The organism is Nonomuraea sp. NPDC050404, assembly GCF_040655495.1.
Lineage (GTDB): Bacteria > Actinomycetota > Actinomycetes > Streptosporangiales > Streptosporangiaceae > Nonomuraea.
In genome coordinates this window covers 1-17881 of sequence record NZ_JBFAKB010000018.1, presented here as the reverse complement: position 1 = coordinate 17881, position 17881 = coordinate 1, and the positions used below count along the sequence as shown (strand labels likewise).

Here is a 17881-nt window from a genome sequence, read left to right as displayed (position 1 = left end):
GTCCCGATGCCGCGCTCCTTCATCGGCGCTTCCGCTCGCCGGACCTTGGTGCCCCTGGCCGCTGCCGCCATTGCCAGTTGTCTTGCCGCAACGGCCGCCGCCGCTGCCACACCGTCTCCTTCTCCTTCGCCGTCCCCATCGCCGGGAGATGTCACGATCGAGGCTCCCGGGGGCGGGTTCGGCATCGGGGACTGGGTCGCGGGCTGGATCAACTCGTGGTTCTCCAACCTGGTAGCGCTGGCGATCGAACCCATGTTGAAGGTCCTCTCGGTAACGCTGCTTGCCACCCCGGATGTGACCGGCAACGACAGGGTCTTCGACCTGTGGCAAGCAAGCACCGTGATCGCCAACAGCGGGTTCGTCCTGCTGGCAACCATCGGCGCAATAGCGGCGATGGGGCACGAGACGGTGCAGACCCGGTACGCGGTCAAGGAGGTGCTGCCCCGTCTCCTGGTTGCCGCCCTGGCCGCCAACACCAGCTTCACAATCTGCGGCAAGATCATCGAGCTGGCCAATGCGCTGTCGCAGGCGCTCCTGGGACAGGATTTCGACGGCCGGCGCGCGCTGACGACGTTGCAGACCATGATCATGCCTCCCGCCCAGGACGAGAGCTTCTACATCCTGCTCGCGCTGGTCGCGGTCATCCTGCTGATTCTTCTCCTGATCGCCTTCGTGATGCGGACCGCGATGGTGCTGCTGCTGGTCGTGGCCGCGCCCCTGGCGCTGGCCTGTCTGGCGCTGCCCTACACCGACGGGCTGGCCCGGTTCTGGTGGCGCGCCTTCACCGGGTTGCTGATCACCCAGGTGGCACAGTCACTGACCCTGGTGATGACCGTACGGGTCTTCTTCAACCAGGACGGGCGCCTGCTGCTCGGGCTCATCCCGTCCGGCCAGCTCATCAACCTGGTCCTTGCCCTGTGCTTGCTGATCATCTTGGTGCGCATTCCACGCTGGATCTTGCGCCCGATCTTCGCCCAGACGGCAGGGCGCGGCTCGTCGATCATGCGGATCGTCAAGTACGCCCTGGCCTACAAGTTCGCCTCCCCCGTACTGAATGCTCTGCACCTGGGCCGGGGCGTCCGGGCCTCTACCGGTACCCGGGCGGTACCCGGCGTTCAGGGCACGGTCCTGCCCCCGCGTCGTCCGCCCGGACGGCCGGGGCCAACAGGTCCTGCGGGTTCGCGCACCCCTCGTCCGCCCACTGGACCGGCTCCTCGCGGAGGGCCGCGTCAGGGCACGCACCCACCGACCGGTAACCGTCCCTCGGGCAGTCGACGAACCCCGGCGTCGCCAGTCCAGGTCGTGAACACAAGCGCTGCGCCCCGGCCGCAGTGGCAACAGCCTCCGGTCTTCATCGGGCCTACCGGCTTTGGCCCGGTTCTTCGCGATCACCCCTATCCACCCCGGGCCGGCCACCAACCGGTTCCTCCTGCCGTGTTCCTGCCGCCGGTCTACCCCGGCAACACCAAGAACCCAGGGCGGCGTACCCCGCCCGCTGCAGGAGGTGAGCGCAAGTGAGCTGGTCAGTACGGATTCCCGCCGATGTGGACCAGGACGATCGCATCGTCGGATCGTGCACCGCACGCCAGGTAGCGATTCTCGGCGGCACGGCTGCCCTCCTGTACGTCGCCTATCTGATCGCCGGTGAACACATCGACTTGCTCGTGTTCGTTGCCGGAGCGCTGCCGGTCGCGGTGGCAGGGCTTCTGCTGGCGATCGGGCGGCGTCACGGCGTACCGCTGGATCGGTATCTGCTGGCAGCTCTGCGTCACCTGGTCTCGCCGAAGGCCCTCGCCTCTTCGTCCGAGCAGGCTCCTGCGGCTCCGGCGTGGGTGCCTGCCCACACGCGCCGACAGCCTGCACCACTGCGGCTGCCTGCTCGCGGCGTGATCGGTGACGGATTGATCGACCTCGGCCCCGATGGTGTCGCCGCAGTGGCGGAGGTGTCCACGGTCAATTTCGCCCTGCGGACGCCAGAGGAGCAGGACGCGCTCGTGGCGACGTTCGGCCGCTGGCTCAACTCTCTGTCCGGCCCGGCGCAGATCCTGCTGCGCGCCCAGCGGGTGGACCTCGCACCGACGATCAATCAACTGATAGAGGGCACCGGCGCCCTTGCTCATCCAGCGTTGACGGCCGCCGCGCACGAGCATGCCGCGTTCCTGGCCGATCTGTCCGGCCGGCATGACTTGCTGCGCCGCCAGGTCCTGTTGATCGTTCGCGAGCCATCCGGGGGTGGCCAGGACGCGGCAGCGGCAAGGGCGGTGCGGCGGGTGGAGGAGGCCACGCGGCTTCTCTCGGCCTGCGGCGTCACGGTCAAGCTCCTGAGCGCCGATGCCACCAGCGCCGTGCTGGCGTCCTGCTTCGACCCAGCCGCGCCACCGCTGTCCACCGATCAGCTTGCCGAGCCGGACGAGGTCATCACAAAGGGAGAGCACTCGTGAAACTCCGACGCACGACGCCGGCTCGCGGTGGCCTCGGGCCGGACGCGGTCCTGGTCCGGCCGTCCCATCTACGAGTCGGCGATGGGCTGTGCGCGACCTTGACCATCAGCGGGTATCCACGGGAGGTCGCCTCCGGGTGGCTGGAGCCGCTGCTGACCTATCCCGGCCGCCTGGACGTGTCGCTCCACATGGATCCGATTCCCTCCCTGGTGGCCGCTGATCGCCTACGCAAGCAGTTGGCCCGGCTGGAATCCGGGCTGCGCAGTGACCAGCAGCACGGGCGCCTTCTCGATCCAAGTGCCGAAGTGGCCGCTGAGGACGCCCAGGAACTCGCATCAAGGATTGCTCGCGGGCAGGCTCGACTGTTCCGCGTCTCGATCTACCTGACCGTTCACGCGGCCAGTCAGGGCGAGTTGGACGAGGCGTGTGCCCAGGTTCGAGCCTTGGCCGCGTCCCTGCTCCTGGACGCCCGCCAGGTCGCCTTCCGCCAGTTGCAGGGCTGGGTGTCTTCGCTGCCGGTGGCGGTCGACAACCTCAACGCCACCCGTACGTTCGACACTCCGGCCTTGGCCGCAGCCTTCCCCTTCACCAGCCCCGACCTGCCCGCCGCCACGGGACCAACCGCCGTGCTGTACGGGGCGAACGCGGCCAGCGCTTCCCTGGTGACCTGGGATCGGTTCGCCCAGCCCAACCACAACTCGGCGATCATCGCCAGCAGTGGGGCCGGCAAGTCGTACCTGGCCAAGCTGGAAGCGCTGCGCTCGCTGTACACCGGCATCGAGGTCGCGGTCATCGACCCCGAGGACGAGTACGCCCGGCTGTGCGAAGCCGTCGGCGGCGCCTACCTCCACCTCGGTGCACCGGACGTCAAGCTCAACCCCTTCGACCTGCCCACCGACGGACGGGACGCGCTGACCCGAAGGGTGCTGTTCCTGCACACGCTGATCACGGTCATGCTCGGCGAACCACTGGACAAAACGAGTAGGGCCGCGCTGGATCGGGCCATCCTCGCCGCGTACAAGCAGGCGGGGATCACCTTCGACCCAGACACCTGGGATCGGTCTCCGCCCTTGATGCGCGATCTGGTAACCGCGCTTACCGAAGACGTGGATCCCAGGGCCGCCGAGATGGCAGCCGGGCTCGCGCCATACGTGACAGGCAGCCACCGCCGGCTCTTCGACGGGCCCACCACCACCCGGCCCGACTCTCACCTGATCGTCTTCTCCTTGCGGGATCTGCCGGAGGAGCTGAAGGCCGTCGGCACGCTGCTCACCCTGGACGCTGTCTGGCGACGGGTGTCCAACCCGGACCTACGACGTCCACGCCTGGTGGTGGTCGACGAGGCGTGGCTGCTCATGAAAGATCTCGAAGGAGCGAAGTTCCTGCTCCGGATGGCCAAGGCAGCCCGTAAGCACTGGGCAGGGCTGTCGGTCGTCACTCAGGACGCCGCCGACCTGCTCGGTTCCCCGGCCGGTCAGGCGATCATCGCCAACTCCGCCACGCAGATCCTCCTACGGCAGGCGCCTCAGGCCATCGACGCGGTCACAGACGCCTTCAACCTGTCCGACGGCGAACGCCAGTTGCTCCTGTCCGCGGACAGAGGGTTCGGGCTCCTGGCCGCCGATTCCGGCGCTGCTCGGGTGGCGTTCCAGGTGCTGGCCAGCGAGCAGGAACACCGGCTCGTGACCACGGGCCAGGAGTTCCTGGCCCAGTACGAGGAGGAGCTGTGACGCTTATCGATCACCTCTTCAACGATCCGGATGTCCTGCTGGCCTTCGTACTGAGGTGGCTGCACAGGGACGGCTGGCAGGTCGCTGTCTTGATCTCATGCGGTGTGCTCCTGGCAAGTCTGAGCCGGTTCCTGATCGTGCGTCTGCGTCACAACGCCGCAGCTCAAGGGGCACGCTGTCTGGAGATCTTGGCCCCTCCGGTTGCGGACCTGCCCGGTGCCGAGGCGCTGTGGGGGAACCTGCTCGGGCTTCTTCGTCCTGCGTGGAAGCGCGTCCTGTTCGGCCAGCCGCACCTGACCTTCGAATACCACTTCGGTGTCGGCGGTGTGCGGATCCTCATGTGGGTTCCGGGGACCGTCCCTCAGCACCTGGTCGACCACGCGATCGAGGCTGCCTGGCCTTCGGCGCGTACCACCGTGGTGGAGGCGGACCCACCGGTGCCGCTGAGCGGACAAGCCGTCGGCGGACAGTTCGTGATCGCCCGCGAGGAGCGGCTGCCGATCCGGAGCGACCACGACCAGGATCCCCTTCGAGCCCTGCTCGGCGCCGGAGTGGGCATGTCGGCGTGGCAGCACGCCGCAGTACAGATCCTGGCCCGCCCCGTCACCGGCCGCCGCCTCTCCCGCCCAGGAGTTCCTGTCGCGCTGCTGCGTAGCATCCTCGATCTCACCGTTCCGGGTAATCCCCGCCAGCATCGGGAGCCGGATCACGCTCTGCGGCTGGAGCACTATGCCGAGGCTCGCGCCATCCGGGACAAAGCTCTCAAGCCCCGCTATGAGGTGGCCATCCGCTACGCCGTCCAGGCAGACGACGGCGGCGCATCCAAGTTGCACCGCCGTGCCATCCGAGGGCGTGCGCATGCGGTCGCCGCCGCGTTCTCCCTCTACTCGGGGCATAACCGACTGGAACGGCGCCGACTGTTCCGACCGGCACCGGTGCTGGCCTCTCGCCGTCTTGGCCGCGGGTTCCTGTTGTCGATCCCCGAGCTCGCCGCGCTCGCGCATCTGCCCACCGATCCCGCCGTCCCAGGTCTGCGGCGGGCCGGAGCCAACACGGTCGCACCCACTCCGCAGGTCGCCCAGAAGGGCAAGGTACTTGGTACGGCGGACGCCGGCCACCAACGGCCGGTCGCGCTCCGCGTACGGGATTCCTGCCATCACCTGCACGTCCTCGGTCCGAACGGCACCGGCAAGAGCACCTTGCTCGCCCAGATGATCCTTTCGGACATCGAAGCCGGACGCGGCGTCGCCGTCATCGACGCCAAGGGCGACCTGATCGCTGACCTGCTCGGCCTCATCCCCGAAGCCGCCGGGCAGCGCATGGCGCTCATCGACCCCGACGACGCACATTCCCGACCTGCGCTCAACGTGCTGAGCGGGCCGAACCAAGACACTCTGGTGGACAACCTGGTCGGCATCTTCCACAAGATCTACGCCGATTCGTGGGGTCCACGCAGCGACGACATCCTGCGTGGCTGCGCTCTCACCCTGTCACGCAGCGGTGGGACTCTCGCCGACATCCCCGCTCTGCTGACCGATCCCGCCTACCGCCACCAGCTCACCGACCGGCTGAACGATCCGTTTCTGGCGGGCTTCTGGACTTGGTACGAACGCCTCTCTGAGCAGGCCCAGTCCCACGTGACCGCGCCCATCATGAACAAACTGCGAGCGTTCCTGCTCCGCCCGTTCGTCCGCGACATCCTGGGCTCCGCCCAATCCACCTTCGATGTCAGCGACGTGCTGGACGGCAAGATCCTTCTCGCCCGCCTACCCAAAGGCGTACTCGGTGACGACACCGTCCGCCTGCTCGGCTCACTCCTGCTTGCCCAGGTCTGGCAGGCCGCCTCCCACCGAGCCCGCCTCGGCCGCAGCCGCGCCCCTTCAGCTCTGTACGTCGACGAAACCCAGAACTTCCTCAACATGCCCCGCGCCCTGTCCGACATGCTCGCCGAGGCCCGCGCCTATGGCCTGTCGATCGTCCTGGCCCACCAGCACCTGGCCCAGCTCCCCCGGGACCTCATCCAGGCCATCAGCTCAGATGCCCGCAACAAGATCTACTTCAGTCTCTCGCCCGAGGACGCCCGCGACACCGAACACCACTTCAGCCCTTACCTCACCCGTCACGACCTGGCCAACCTCGGCGCCTACCAGGCCGCCGCCCGCCTCATCGTCCGGTCTGGGGAAACCCCGCCCTTCACCCTGCGCACCCGCCCCCTGCCCCCTCCAGACCCCGACGTCGCCCAACGCATCCGATTTGCCGCCGCCCAAGCTCACGGCCGCACCCCGCCCCGCCAGAAAGCGTTGCCGCACAACGACCCGCGACAGCAGACCGCCACACGAAGGGAAGATCAATGAACCAGCACTACACGCCTGACGTCATTGCGTCACTCACCATCCAGCTCACCAGCCGCGACAGGAACCTGATCCGGCTGGTGTGGGACCACAGGGTCCTCACCAGTCACCAGATCGCCCGCATCGCCTTCAATGACTCGACCACCGCACGCCACCGCCTCGTCAAGCTGCATGACATCAGCGTTCTGGACCGCTTCCGCCCTCAGCCACCGACCGGTTCGGCGCCCTGGCACTACGTGCTCGGCAAGTCCGGCGCTGCCATCCTGGCAACCGAGGAGGGCACCGAAGTGTCCGAATTCGGCTACCGCCGCGAACGTGTCCTGTCCATCTCTCACAGCCAGCGCCTGGCCCACACCGTCGGCACCAACGACGTCTTCGCCCACCTGTACGGCACCGCCCGCCATACCGGCGGATGCAATCTGCATACCTGGTGGTCAGAAAGGCGCTGCGCCACCCAATGGGGCACGCACGTCCGCCCCGACGCCTACGGCCGATGGACCGAAGACGACATGACGCTGGACTTCTTCCTCGAATACGACACCGGCACCGAAACTATCGGCCGCGTCGCGGCCAAACTGGACGGTTACGCCGCTCTGGCCACGGCCACCGGGATCACCACGCCTGTCCTGTTCCTCACCTCCTCCCCGCGCCGCGAGATCAACCTGCAGGAACGCCTCCAGCTCCGTGCCAGCCTGATCTCCGTGCCGTGCGCCACGGCTGTCACCGGCGCCAGCCCTCACGAGGCGATCTGGCTCCCGCACGATCGCCGAGGCACACGCCTGCGCCTGGCACAGCTCGCCGGCCACTGGCCCCTATCGAGCGCACACGGTTGATCACGGAAACCGGGCTGGCGTCGATCGTTGCCGCAGCCGCCGCTCTGATGGGCGGCGTCGCGCTCCTCACCGGGCTCGCCGCAGGCACCCACGTCACCGCCACGATGTGTGACGACGCCAGCCCTTCACCGCCTCGGGCCGAGCATCCCGAATCCGTCTCGGCGGAGTTGTGCGGGCAGCTCCCCGACATAGCGGTGCTGGCCGGAGCGGAGCGTGGGCTGATCGCCGTACAGGCCGCGCTGCGCATGCGCGGCATCCCATACTCCTGGGGCGGCGGCAACGCCAACGGGCCCACATACGGCATCGGTCACGGCGCCCACATCCACGGGTTCGACTGCTCCGGCCTGGCCGAGTACGCGTGGGCCAAAGCAGGAGTCCAGATCGGCGGACACACCTCCCCGCAGTGGAACGCAGGCACTCGCATTCCACGGGATCAGATCCGTCCCGGGGATCTGGTCTTCTTCGCCCACGACCCCGCCAGCCCGGCAACGATCCACCACGTCGGCATAGCCATCGACGCCAAACGGATGGTGCACGCCCCCTCCACCGGCAGCACCGTACTTATCGCTACCTGGGCAGGTGATCCCTACCGGGAACGGGAGTTCATCGGTGCTGTACGGCCCGCCGCGAGGATTCTGGCGGCGCCCAGTAGCAGGCGATAGGCTCACAGCGACCGTTTCAATCTGCCTTCGAACAACAGATTCGAGTCGGTCGAGGGCTGGCTCCTCGGAGCCGGCCCTCACTCTCTGGCCAGGCTTCGCTGCAGCAGAACGAAGCCCGGCATGGCCTCCTCCGGCATGATGCCAATCTCGAAGATTTCCGGCTCTTCGAAGACTGGCTCCCCGCTCGGGCGGCGTACGTACACCACTCGCCCGTAGTCCACGCCGTCCTCCTGGTCGGCGCTCATCCACGTGATCGCCTCCTGCTCGCCCTCCCTCAAGGGATGGTTGGAGACGGCCCGAGCGGAGATCGTGCTCGGCGGCCTGAACAACCACACCTGCGGAACGGCCAGCACCCACCGAACCGCGTCGATCTCCAGGGCCTTCTCTGCCGCCCTGGCCTCGAACGCCACCGCCGTCCCGGTGTCGCGCAGGTAGTCGTAATCGCTCAGAAAGAGCTTGGTCGCGCCCTGCAGCGCCACGATCGCCGGGCATTCCAGCGCCATGATGTTCTTCTCCATGCGCTCAACCACGTCGAACAGCAGATGCGCCGTCGCCTCGTTCATGTCGCCTCCGACCCTGCTCGCTCATGGCATCTCCGCTGCACCAGCGGTTCAGACAGGGCCGGGGCGGCCTCAGAACCCTCAGAAGCTTCCGAGCACGGCGTCTTTGGCATGCTGAGCAAGGCTGCCAACAACGTCATCAATCCCAAGCCAAAGCCTCGCTCACACCCTATGCCAGCGAACGACGCTCTGACCTGGTCCTTCCAGTACGAAGCGCGCGCTGTTCCGTGCTTCTGAGCCGTTTCTCACGGGAGCCCTGCCGAGACCGCCGCGCAGGACGGCCGGTGGGTGTCCAGGAGCGCCCCAAGCGGGGGCAGGTCCACAACACGATCTCTCCTTCCGATCGGCTCCCGGCGCGGGCCGGGAGCCGACCTCGTCATCAGTGGGATTCAGACGGCTATGGTGAGCGAGCGGTCCAGGACCGTGGACAGGGTGCGCAGGGTCTCGCGGTCGAGCTCGTCGACGCCGCCGGTCACCGCGCGCAGCATGTTCCGTTCGGCACGATCGGCGCCGCGTACGTTCTGCTCGTGGTGGGTGTAGGTGTTGACCGCCTGGACCACTCCCCATGCCGTTCCCTGCCAGGGCGACACGCGAAGGTCGTGGTTCCAGAGCCTGGCCAAGGCGTCGCGCTTGTTCTCGGCCATGGTGCGACTGCGGCCCCGCTGACCGGGCATCGGTACGTGGGCGTCCAGGAAGGCGTTCCACTGGCTCCGGGGCACCGGGACGCGGCAGAGATCTCCGACGGCCTGTGAGAACGCGTCGGCCAGCGTGTAGACGATGTTCAGCACCTCGCGAGCTTCTGTGAGCCGGAACTTGGAGTTGCGCGAGTGCTTGATCTTGACCTGCTGGCCGCGTTCGGCGAGTCCGGCGGCCATCGTGTTGTCGCACACGATGTTCGTGATCGCGCGTTTGAAGGTGGTGGCCAGGGAGCCGTCGAAGGAGGTCGCTCCGAACAGGTGCGGACGGAACTCCACCCCCTCGGGGGTGCGGATGTTGTCGGGCACCTCGACCGACACCCAGGCGACCGCGCCACCCTTCAGCAGTCCGGCCGAGCCGATCGACAGATCGGCGTCCAGAAGGCGGGAGATGTTGCCGACCAGCCATTCCACATACGGATGTGGTTCGTAGCCATCGGAGAAGATGCCCATGACGTGGCCGTTGTCGCTGCGCAGGATCGCCTGCCGGTCGGGCACCTGGGCGAGCCCACCGCGTGGGTCCTCCACGTACACCGGGCTGGACAGCGCCTGCCAGCCGAACAGGCGCCGCTTGACGTCTTCCACGGGGATCGCGCCCGGGTAGTGGTTGGGTTCCTCCCTTTGCATGCTTGCCCGGTGGTGCCAGGCAGTTCCGCGCTTGTCGGTGTGACCGATCAGCGTGTTCGTGTTCAGCCACTCCAGGGACTCACGGGACATGGTGCGCTGCCTCTCTCTGGCTGGTTGAAATAGGAAGGGCACCGGTCGGAACCGGTGCCCGTGGAGATGTCTCGTGCGCTCAGGTGGAGCGCTGGTTGATCGCGTACGCGACTCGTTCGGTCAGCTCGCGGTCCGCGTTGCGGATCTCGATGCGGGTGGCCTGGTCTCGTACCTCGAAGACTCCGCTCATGGAGCCGAGCTGCCACCGAAGGACGATCGCCTGCTCGCCTGCGGTGATCGTGTTGCCGGGCAGGAAGGTCGACAGGGTGCCCACCAGATCGGCCCGCTCGGTACACCTTTCCGCTTTGGCCTGCTGCTGTTTGAGGTCGCGCATGTACCTCGGCAGCAGCCGGCGAGTGACCTTCTTCGCGACATGCTTCGGCCCCCGGGAGGCTGCCACGATGATCGAGTGGCGTCGGAGGTCGGGCGATTCGACGCGGTAGAGCCCTGTCACCACGATCCACTCGATCCGTCCCAACAGCGGGTGCACGGCCAGGCGCGCACCGTCCGGTCCCATCAGGTACGGCGTCCCCCAGAGGGTCTTGGGGGTGAATCCGTTCAGATGCGCGGCGATCTCCAGCACGAGATCATTCACATTGCCGTCATCCATCGAAAATCCCTTCGTTTCGGCACGTCAAGGCAGCATTGATGGATCGGGGAACGGCCTCGCCGCCGCGCCCTGTTCCAAGGCACGGCGGCGAGACGGTTATGTGCGGTACGAGTCAGCGACCGGGTGATCACCAGCCCTCGGGAAGCAGCGGCCAAGCAGCCGAGGGCTGCTCTTGGACCCGCGCGGCGATGTCGTCGGCCATCTGGCTCCAGTCGCGCCCGAGCACCTCGGACGGCGGCAGCCCCACCATGAGCGCCTCGACGAACAGGAGCGCGAGCGTGTAATGAGAGCTGGCCGACAGAGCCAGATCGAGCGCGATGCCCGCAAGCGTCCCGTCACCCCGGCACATCGCGGCGAACGCCAGAAGGGTCGCAGGGGCCGCCACGAACGCGGGCTGAACCTTGCGGGTAACCTCCGTCCACAGGCGCAGGTGGGTCTCTGCGCCGTACCGCTGGATGTACGTCATGGCCATGTCGCGTACAGGCTTCGCGGTCAGGCACACACCGAGCCAGGCCGCCGTCTCAGCGTCGAGATCTTCTCTGGCCTGAGCGCGATCCAGCGCGGCGATGACCCGCTTCACACCATCCCCGAACCAGTCGTCACACTCTCCGCTCGTCCTCTTCGCCCGGGCGCAGACCTCCCGTGTGATGCTCAGGGCGCGGGCCTGATCGAAGTTCTGAGGCGGGTCCAAGGTTGCGGCCAGGGCCGCCTTGTCGGGAAGCGCACGCATCCCAGCCACCACAGCGGCGACGGCGGGCACGCTGTTGGTGAGACCGACCGGCGCCCCTTCCGGAGGACAGCAGCTGGCGTCCGTGCAGATGTAGGACCAGTAACGCCCGTCATCAACCCGGATCGCGTCGCTGATGTTCACCCCGCCTTGGGGAAGGGCCTCGGTAGCGGCGTCCATCATCGGTGTGACCTGAGAACCAGGCCCATAGCCGATCAGTAGCGCCTGGTGAATGCCGTTGCGCACCAGCACATTCGTCAGATGGCCCGTCCGCTCTGCCATCTCGGCAGGGTCCTGTGTCAGGTCCAGGCGCACGACCGCCTTCGCCTTCGCGTCATGGATACCCACTGCCACCAGGCTCTCCGTGGGGTGGAACCCGAGCAGGTAGGGCACGGTCGAAACCAGATCAGCCAGGTTCTTGATCGTGACGGTGTTGGCGAGTTCGGATGCAGCGGTCATGGAAACCTCCGGACATGAGAAAGTCCCGGCCGATGACCGGGTGAACGGGAAAAATCCAGCACCGCGCTGTGCTGACGCTGCGGCGCGCTGGCGAAAATAACCGGTGAGGCGAGAATTAGTGACGTTGCTACGCCGCGAAACCTTTCTCACTTAAATACGGTGACCGGAACGGCTCAATCGTCCGCGCTCGCATGTTCCTTTCAGGTATGCGATGCGAAGCAGGGCAGCCGTTCCAGGCTTCCGTATCGTGATTCGACGAATCTCGCTCTCACTTAAATACAGGTGCCCAGCCCGCCCAATCGTCCGCCATCCGACGCCTTTTCAATACGTCCCATCCCAAGCACGCGTCCACGCTGAACGCGCCACAAGAAAAGGGCCTCAGAGCAACTCTGAGGCCCTTTCTCTTCTCTTCTGGCTACTCCTCCGTGGATTGGTCGTCGCACCTGAGCATGTCCCTGGCGCCGTCAATGCGCTCGGACAGTTCCCGCCACTCTGCCCGGGCGGCATCACGCGTCCTGATCACAGCCCGCCGGGAGCCGTACGCCCCTCCGTACCGCGCCTGTGCGACCTGGCCCAGAATCCCCGCCCGCCCCAGATCATCGGCTTGTCCCGCGATCCTCATCATGGCCCGCAGAAGCGGGAAGTCTCCGCCGTCCCCGAACGCCTGCCGGAAGATGACAGCACTGTTCTGGGCCATGCAGAACGCCGCAGCCGCCCGTGTGGCGTTCTCCACGTGCGACACCGCCCGCATGAGCTGAGCACCGGGTGTGGCTTCGACCTCAGTGGGAGGCACATCAACCCGGTAGCCGTTCCGCGCGGCGGCGTCTCGGACGGCCCACCTGTGGAGCGTCGTGCGTGAGACGGTCATCTCGCCCCCATCCCGCCGGACGTAAGTCCACAGAGGGACATCCGCCGAGCTCTCGGAAGCCTTGCGGCACGACGCGGAGATGTCCCTGAGTTTCTGGGCGAAGAGCAGCACCGCGTCCTGAGTGACGTCATCCGAAACGTCGTCGGTGCCATACGGCGCGTGCCCCTGCTTGACGATCGTGGCGCTTCCGTCCATCCGCTTACGGGACCGCGTGGCGTCCACCGTACGGCAATAGCCGCGCGCCAGCCGCTGAATCTCCGCCCAGTCCTCCGCCGTCACCCGCGCCATGTCCTCCGGAGTTAGACCCTCTCCGGGGACGTTGGCGGGAACGCTCTTACCAGAAGCCGCGTACGACATTTCCTGTCTCCGTTTCCGTTGCAACGCTTTCGCGTCGCTGCCCTCGAACACTTCAATTACATCTCGAAACGGAGCTTGGATCAATCACATCCGGCGATTCTTTACCAATATTCTCGGCTGGACACCCATGAAAGTCAACCACCCCAATTGAGGAAACAGAATCCCGATTCGAGCTGCACCGAAAAGAAAACAAGGGAGAATTAAGAGCGCAGGAAAGTGTAGATTGGAAAATAGATATAATCGAATTAGAGCGCTATGGAGCCCGCCCGCACTTCTAAATACTGGGACTCCAGTAGAGTCGGGGCAGCGACTGGCCATCCTCACACGGCTCCGACCTGGGGCAATGCGGCGACCTAGGACGGCCACTCTTACCTGCTGGCCATTGGCCTACCGCTGGCCACCCGAGTGGCCGAGGCTAACCAGGTGGACGACATCGCATCGGCCACCGAGACACTGCGGATAGTGGAGCAGGAGCTGCGATCGCGACTTGCCGAGGCGCCAGCGCGCGCTCTCGACCTAGTCCAGCAGACAGGCGGGCGTTTGGAGACCTCCGACGGTGTCGTGCCGGAGCCCAGGCCGCTCGGCATCGCCTCCGGCGGCCATCGGAGATTGTCTGTGGCCGTGAACTTCGCGGCGGGGTGCCAGGCTGCTCCTTGCCGATGAACTGCCGACTGGCATCTTGCCAACCGAACAAGGCTACGAAGATCGTATGTTCGATGCCAGGAAGATCGGCCAGCTCCCTTTCCCGTTCCCGACGCAATGGGGCATATCGCCCGTTCAGTGCCGGGTAGAATAACCCGCTTCGGGCCATGCGGCGGGCTTGTCGGAATAGGATGCTCGTGTTTCCTGGCCGGAGAGGTGCAGAATGCGCGACTTCTATGCGACGGTGGCGCAGGTGCTGCCCGTCGTGTTGCTGGCCTTGGTCTGGGATTCGAAGTATTTCGATGGCCTCTCTGCGAGGCAGCGGAACGTCCGGTTCTGGACACTTGAGCGTGTCCGGAACTATGCCCTGACCGTAGCCACCGTCATCATCGCCGACCTGGCGGTGTGCCTGCTCGTCCTCGCCGGGACGGTGCCGGACTCGGCGTGGCTACGGGGTGTTGTCATCGCCGGCGCGGTGCTCGGGCTGGCCAGCCTGCTGTTCCGCATCTTCGCCACGATCATTGCGAATACCCGCTGACCTCTCTCATTTGCGGTCGGCCGAGATCGGAATTTCGGTTATGTAGGGCAGTGGAAGCTAGTGGGGAAGATACCCAACGTTCCCGGAACGGCGCATATATCGTGGCTTTCTCAGTCAGCGGGTCGGGAGCGATGAATGGCGCGGCTCAGGCACATCGTGGTGATCGTTCCGGGTATTCTCGGCAGCGTTCTGCGAGACGAGCGTGGCGAGTGTGTGTGGGGCGGACTCCACGAAGGGCTCCGCCGGGTGTTCCAGCCGGGGGCACTCGACATCGACGCCCCGCTCGTGCCGGTGGAGCTGATGCCGACGATCAGACTTATCGGCAAGACGTTGGTGCCAGGATACGGCGATCTCGTCATCCGCATGCGGAACGCCTTTCCGAACGCGAAGTTCGACACGATCGCGCCCGGCCGAGCCGGTGACTCGTCCGCGAACGTCCTGTTGTTCCCATACGACTTCCGGGCCGGGGTGGCGGTCGCCGCCGAGGAACTGGCTCGTCGGCTGCGGGATCGTCTGGGGCGGCCGGAGGACAACCTGCGGCGGGTGGTCGTCGTCGGGCACTCGATGGGCGGGCTCGTCGCCCGGTACTGGCTGGGGCCGCTGGGTGGGGCATCCTCGTGCGCGGCCCTGATCACGGCCGGAACGCCGCATCGGGGAGCTCCGAAGGTGTTGGACTGGCTGTGGAACGGCGTCGGTGTGGGAGCCGTGCGTGATCCGCGGCTCACGAAGATCATGCGGCGCTGGCCGTCGGCGTACGATCTGCTGCCCCGGTACCGCAGCGTCCTGGCCGGGAAGTTGACGCCTGGGCTGGAGCCGGGCGCCGATCCCGCGGCGCTCTACCCGGCGGAGCTGCCGTGGCCAGAAGCCGCCCAGGCGGAGCACGCACGGCGGGCGTACGCCATGCACGAGGAGATCCGGACCGCGTGGGAAGGGCTCGGCGAGCGCGCGCCCGACCTTCAGCCGCTGTTCGCACCCGGCCACGCGACGCTCGGGCGCAGCACACTGAAGGGTGGCCGGGTCAGGGTGGAGAAGGTCAACGCCGAATGGCTGCCGGAGCCTGAGCGCGGCGGTGACGGGACGGTGCCGTGGTTCTCGGCTGTGCCTCTGGAGTTGGACGGGCAACGGTCGCGCTGGCGGCCCGTCCGAGATAGGCACTTGCCGATGGCGTCCAGCCCGAAGATCATCCAAGCGCTCGCGATCCTGTCCGGTGCCTCGACGTCCGCGACGCGCGGAGACGCGCCCGAAGAGCCATGGCTGGGACTCGACCTGGACGAGACGGTTCCGGCTGGGGCGCCGGTGGCGCTGAGGGCACGCTGGCACGGCGCGGCCGTCGAGGACAAGACCGTCGTGGAGGCACGAATCGCTGGACTCGCCGTACCCGGTGTGGCGACGGACGCGGGTGTCTGGGAGTTCGCTCTGCCGCCCCTGCCGGCGGGGGAGCATCGTGTCGAGGTCATCGCACAGGCCCCCGGAGGGGATCCGCTGAGCTGCGCCGACGTCATCGGGGCCGTCGAAGAGGAGAGCTGAGCTGTGAGCGGTTGGCTGCGGTGGTCGCGGGAGAGCATGGCGGGCCTGCTGCCCGCGTACGTGCAGCGCGGGGTCGTCGGGCAGATGCTCGGCAAGGGCGCGCCGGCTCCCGGCGTGGACGCGCGGTCTGCTCGGGCGCGGGCGCTGTACGAGGCGTTCGCGCGGCGCGACATCAGATATGCGCACGAGGACGCGGCGAGCGACTCGGGCGGTCAGGTCATCCGGACGCCGGGCGAAGTGCTGCTGCATCACCGGCACGCCACGTGTCTGGACATCGCCGTCACCTACGCGGGAGGGTGCCTGGACGCCGGGCTGCACCCGATCATCGTCATCGCTGAGCCCGCCACCGCCGGCGGAACGTTCCATGCGTTCGTCGTCGTGTGGCTCGGCGGGGAGTACCAACGCCCGGTGTCGTTCGACTATCCGCTGTCGTCTCTCGTACAGCAGGAGGTGCCTGATCAGGTTTCCGCGGGGCTCGTCAGGGAGACGAACGGGACGTTCCTCGCCATCGACGTCACCGGGGCAGCGCACGGATATGGGGGGCGAGAGGATCCGCTGTCGTGGGAGAAGGCCGTCGCAGCGGGTGCCGAGCTGTGCGGGCGGTGGGGACTCGGGGTCGATGTAGGGCTGTATGAGGGGGACATCCTGCCGCAGCCAGAGACGCCCAGGAGCGAGCCGTTGACGAGGCCGTACTATACGGCGCGGACCAAGGCAGGGCCGCTCACGGAGCTTCAGGCACGGCGGGGGCGTATCCCGTTCGCGCCGCGTGACGAACTCGACCTGTTCGTCGACTGGTGCGAGCTCGCCGACCAAGAGAACCGGACAAGGATCGCGATCCTGTACGGGCTCGGTGGGGCCGGCAAGACCCACCTGGCGGCCGAACTCGCTGCGACGATGGCCAAACAGGGCTGGTACACCGGATTCCTCATCCGCAAGCCCGACGACGTCCAACTCACCTGGCTCGGCTGGCTCGTCTCACCGCTGCTCGTCGTCGTCGACTACGCGGAAGCCGCGAGGTCGGAAGAGGTCAACGCTCTGCTTCGAGTCGTCCGCAGCCGGGCCGCTCCGACGTGCGTGGTCCTCACCGCACGTCTCAAGGGCGATTGGTGGGCCGACATCGAGCAGGCGCTGTCCGACGACGACCATGACGTCGCAGTTTTACCCCACCGCCTCGAACCCTTGCACCCGGCGCCGTGGCGCGTTTTCCGGCTCGCATCCCGAGCCTTCGCCGGACACGACCTCGTCGGCCCTTCGCCGGTGGACATCCCGCAACCGGTCCAGTGGACGACGCTCGACCTCGTCCTGCACGCCTGGCTCGCCGCCGAGGGCGTCCGCGAACTGCCGCGTGGGCACGCCGAGCTTTATGAGGAGGTCATGGAGCGGGAGTTCAAGTACTGGCAGAAGACCTACCAACAGCGGCACGCGAGCGACGTGCCGTCGAAACACATCTTCTGGTCGCTGGGGGCCTGTCTGGCGTTGCTGTCTCCGCGCGAGGAGCGCGTGCCGGGGCTCGTGACCAAGGTCCTGGGGATCGATGAACGGATCGTACGGGACCATCTGGCCGATCTCGTCGAAGAGATGGTGGTCACCGAGCCCGAGAGCGGAACCCTCTCCATCCGGCCCGACCCGATCGGCGCGCACCTTCTCGTGCGCCCCCATCGCCGCGACCCCGAACTGTTCGACCGCTGCATTGACGCAGCGACCGGCGAGGAACTCGATCACGCGTGTGAGGCGATCTCCCGCGCCACCCAGAACGACGCTCACCGGGCGGCGGATCTGGCGGCCGCAGCGCTTGGCCGCCGGCCCGGCCTGTGGCGGTCTGCCTTGAGCGTCGCCGCGGCTCAGGGCGGTCCGTTCGTGCCCGCGCTCGAAACGCTGGCTCGTGAGCCCGGCACGCCCCTGCCGCTCGCGGCCCTCGCCGAACAGATTCCACTCGGGCACACCTCGCTCGGCGAACTCGCGCTGCTCGCTGCGCAAGCTCAGGTGCCCGGGGAGGTCGGGACCGATGAGCAGGCACTCGCTGACCACGGCCGTGCACTCAATAACCTTGCTGTCCGGCAGGCTCTAGCCGGGTACCGGGCCGCCGCCTTGGAAACCATCCAGGAAGCCGTCACCCACTACCGCACCCTGGCCGAAGCCAGCCCAGCAGCCTTCCTGCCCGACC

General features: G+C 67.1%; 14 protein-coding genes. 9 read left to right on the top strand and 5 right to left on the bottom strand.

The window, feature by feature from the left end; translation table 11 throughout:
* Positions 1-6 precede the first annotated feature (6 nt).
* The 6 genes from AB0I81_RS39785 to AB0I81_RS39760 are packed head-to-tail and all read left to right on the top strand — an operon-like array spanning position 7 to position 8017.
* Positions 7-1518 (top strand): conjugal transfer protein TrbL family protein, encoded by a 1512-nt coding sequence (locus AB0I81_RS39785; protein ID WP_360668333.1) that lies wholly within the window; start codon positions 7-9, stop codon positions 1516-1518.
* Positions 1515-2441 carry a PrgI family protein gene (locus AB0I81_RS39780; protein WP_360668330.1) on the top strand — a complete coding sequence of 309 codons (927 nt, stop codon included), beginning with the start codon at positions 1515-1517 and terminating at the stop codon, positions 2439-2441. The genes AB0I81_RS39785 and AB0I81_RS39780 overlap by 4 nt, the downstream gene beginning before the upstream one ends.
* Positions 2438-4171, top strand: a complete 1734-nt coding sequence (locus tag AB0I81_RS39775) for a DUF87 domain-containing protein (protein ID WP_360668327.1) — start codon at positions 2438-2440, stop codon at positions 4169-4171. The genes AB0I81_RS39780 and AB0I81_RS39775 overlap by 4 nt, the downstream gene beginning before the upstream one ends.
* Complete coding sequence (locus AB0I81_RS39770; protein ID WP_360668324.1) at positions 4168-6525, top strand: type IV secretion system DNA-binding domain-containing protein; 2358 nt, start codon at positions 4168-4170, stop codon at positions 6523-6525. Before AB0I81_RS39775 ends, AB0I81_RS39770 begins: the two co-directional genes overlap by 4 nt.
* The gene (locus tag AB0I81_RS39765) at positions 6522-7355 is read left to right on the top strand and encodes a replication-relaxation family protein (protein ID WP_360668321.1); all 834 of its coding nucleotides are present in this window, start codon (positions 6522-6524) and stop codon (positions 7353-7355) included. The genes AB0I81_RS39770 and AB0I81_RS39765 overlap by 4 nt, the downstream gene beginning before the upstream one ends.
* On the top strand, positions 7352-8017 hold the full coding sequence (locus AB0I81_RS39760; protein ID WP_360668318.1) for an NlpC/P60 family protein: 666 nt from the start codon (positions 7352-7354) through the stop codon (positions 8015-8017). Before AB0I81_RS39765 ends, AB0I81_RS39760 begins: the two co-directional genes overlap by 4 nt.
* A gap of 77 nt (positions 8018-8094) precedes the next feature.
* Here AB0I81_RS39760 and AB0I81_RS39755 read toward each other — a convergent pair whose 3' ends face one another.
* The 5 genes from AB0I81_RS39755 to AB0I81_RS39735 form a co-directional block, all read right to left on the bottom strand.
* Positions 8095-8580, bottom strand: a complete 486-nt coding sequence (locus AB0I81_RS39755) for a hypothetical protein (protein WP_360668315.1) — start codon at positions 8578-8580, stop codon at positions 8095-8097.
* Between the two features lie 386 nt (positions 8581-8966).
* Positions 8967-9989, bottom strand: coding sequence for a DUF932 domain-containing protein (locus tag AB0I81_RS39750; protein ID WP_360668312.1), 1023 nt, complete (start codon positions 9987-9989; stop codon positions 8967-8969).
* Between the two features lie 79 nt (positions 9990-10068).
* On the bottom strand, positions 10069-10599 hold the full coding sequence (locus AB0I81_RS39745; RefSeq protein WP_360668309.1) for a hypothetical protein: 531 nt from the start codon (positions 10597-10599) through the stop codon (positions 10069-10071).
* Positions 10600-10726: 127 nt separating this feature from the next.
* Positions 10727-11785: a DUF4192 domain-containing protein gene (locus AB0I81_RS39740; RefSeq protein ID WP_360668306.1), complete on the bottom strand. Its 1059-nt coding sequence runs from the start codon at positions 11783-11785 to the stop codon at positions 10727-10729.
* A 415-nt stretch (positions 11786-12200) separates the two neighbouring features.
* Complete coding sequence (locus AB0I81_RS39735; RefSeq protein WP_360668303.1) at positions 12201-13061, bottom strand: hypothetical protein; 861 nt, start codon at positions 13059-13061, stop codon at positions 12201-12203.
* A gap of 814 nt (positions 13062-13875) precedes the next feature.
* Between AB0I81_RS39735 and AB0I81_RS39730 the strand changes: the two genes are divergently transcribed.
* From AB0I81_RS39730 to AB0I81_RS39720, 3 genes are all read left to right on the top strand, one after another.
* Complete coding sequence (locus tag AB0I81_RS39730) at positions 13876-14190, top strand: hypothetical protein (RefSeq protein ID WP_360668300.1); 315 nt, start codon at positions 13876-13878, stop codon at positions 14188-14190.
* Between the two features lie 135 nt (positions 14191-14325).
* A complete protein-coding gene (locus AB0I81_RS39725) occupies positions 14326-15717 on the top strand; it encodes a hypothetical protein (RefSeq protein WP_360668297.1) in 1392 nt (463 codons plus the stop codon).
* A 36-nt stretch (positions 15718-15753) separates the two neighbouring features.
* Positions 15754-17881: hypothetical protein (locus AB0I81_RS39720; protein WP_360668294.1), on the top strand; the 2128-nt coding region annotated here is incomplete at its 3' end.

What these genes read in the sequence shown, in the direction of transcription:
- AB0I81_RS39785 (WP_360668333.1), top strand. Translation starts at nt 7, where the DNA reads ATGCCGCGCTCCTTCATCGGCGCTTCCGCTCGCCGGACCTTGGTGCCC.
- AB0I81_RS39765 (WP_360668321.1), top strand. Translation starts at nt 6,522, where the DNA reads ATGAACCAGCACTACACGCCTGACGTCATTGCGTCACTCACCATCCAG.
- AB0I81_RS39755 (WP_360668315.1), bottom strand. Translation starts at nt 8,580, where the DNA reads ATGAACGAGGCGACGGCGCATCTGCTGTTCGACGTGGTTGAGCGCATG.
- AB0I81_RS39750 (WP_360668312.1), bottom strand. Translation starts at nt 9,989, where the DNA reads ATGTCCCGTGAGTCCCTGGAGTGGCTGAACACGAACACGCTGATCGGT.
- AB0I81_RS39745 (WP_360668309.1), bottom strand. Translation starts at nt 10,599, where the DNA reads ATGGATGACGGCAATGTGAATGATCTCGTGCTGGAGATCGCCGCGCAT.
- AB0I81_RS39740 (WP_360668306.1), bottom strand. Translation starts at nt 11,785, where the DNA reads ATGACCGCTGCATCCGAACTCGCCAACACCGTCACGATCAAGAACCTG.
- AB0I81_RS39730 (WP_360668300.1), top strand. Translation starts at nt 13,876, where the DNA reads ATGCGCGACTTCTATGCGACGGTGGCGCAGGTGCTGCCCGTCGTGTTG.
- AB0I81_RS39725 (WP_360668297.1), top strand. Translation starts at nt 14,326, where the DNA reads ATGGCGCGGCTCAGGCACATCGTGGTGATCGTTCCGGGTATTCTCGGC.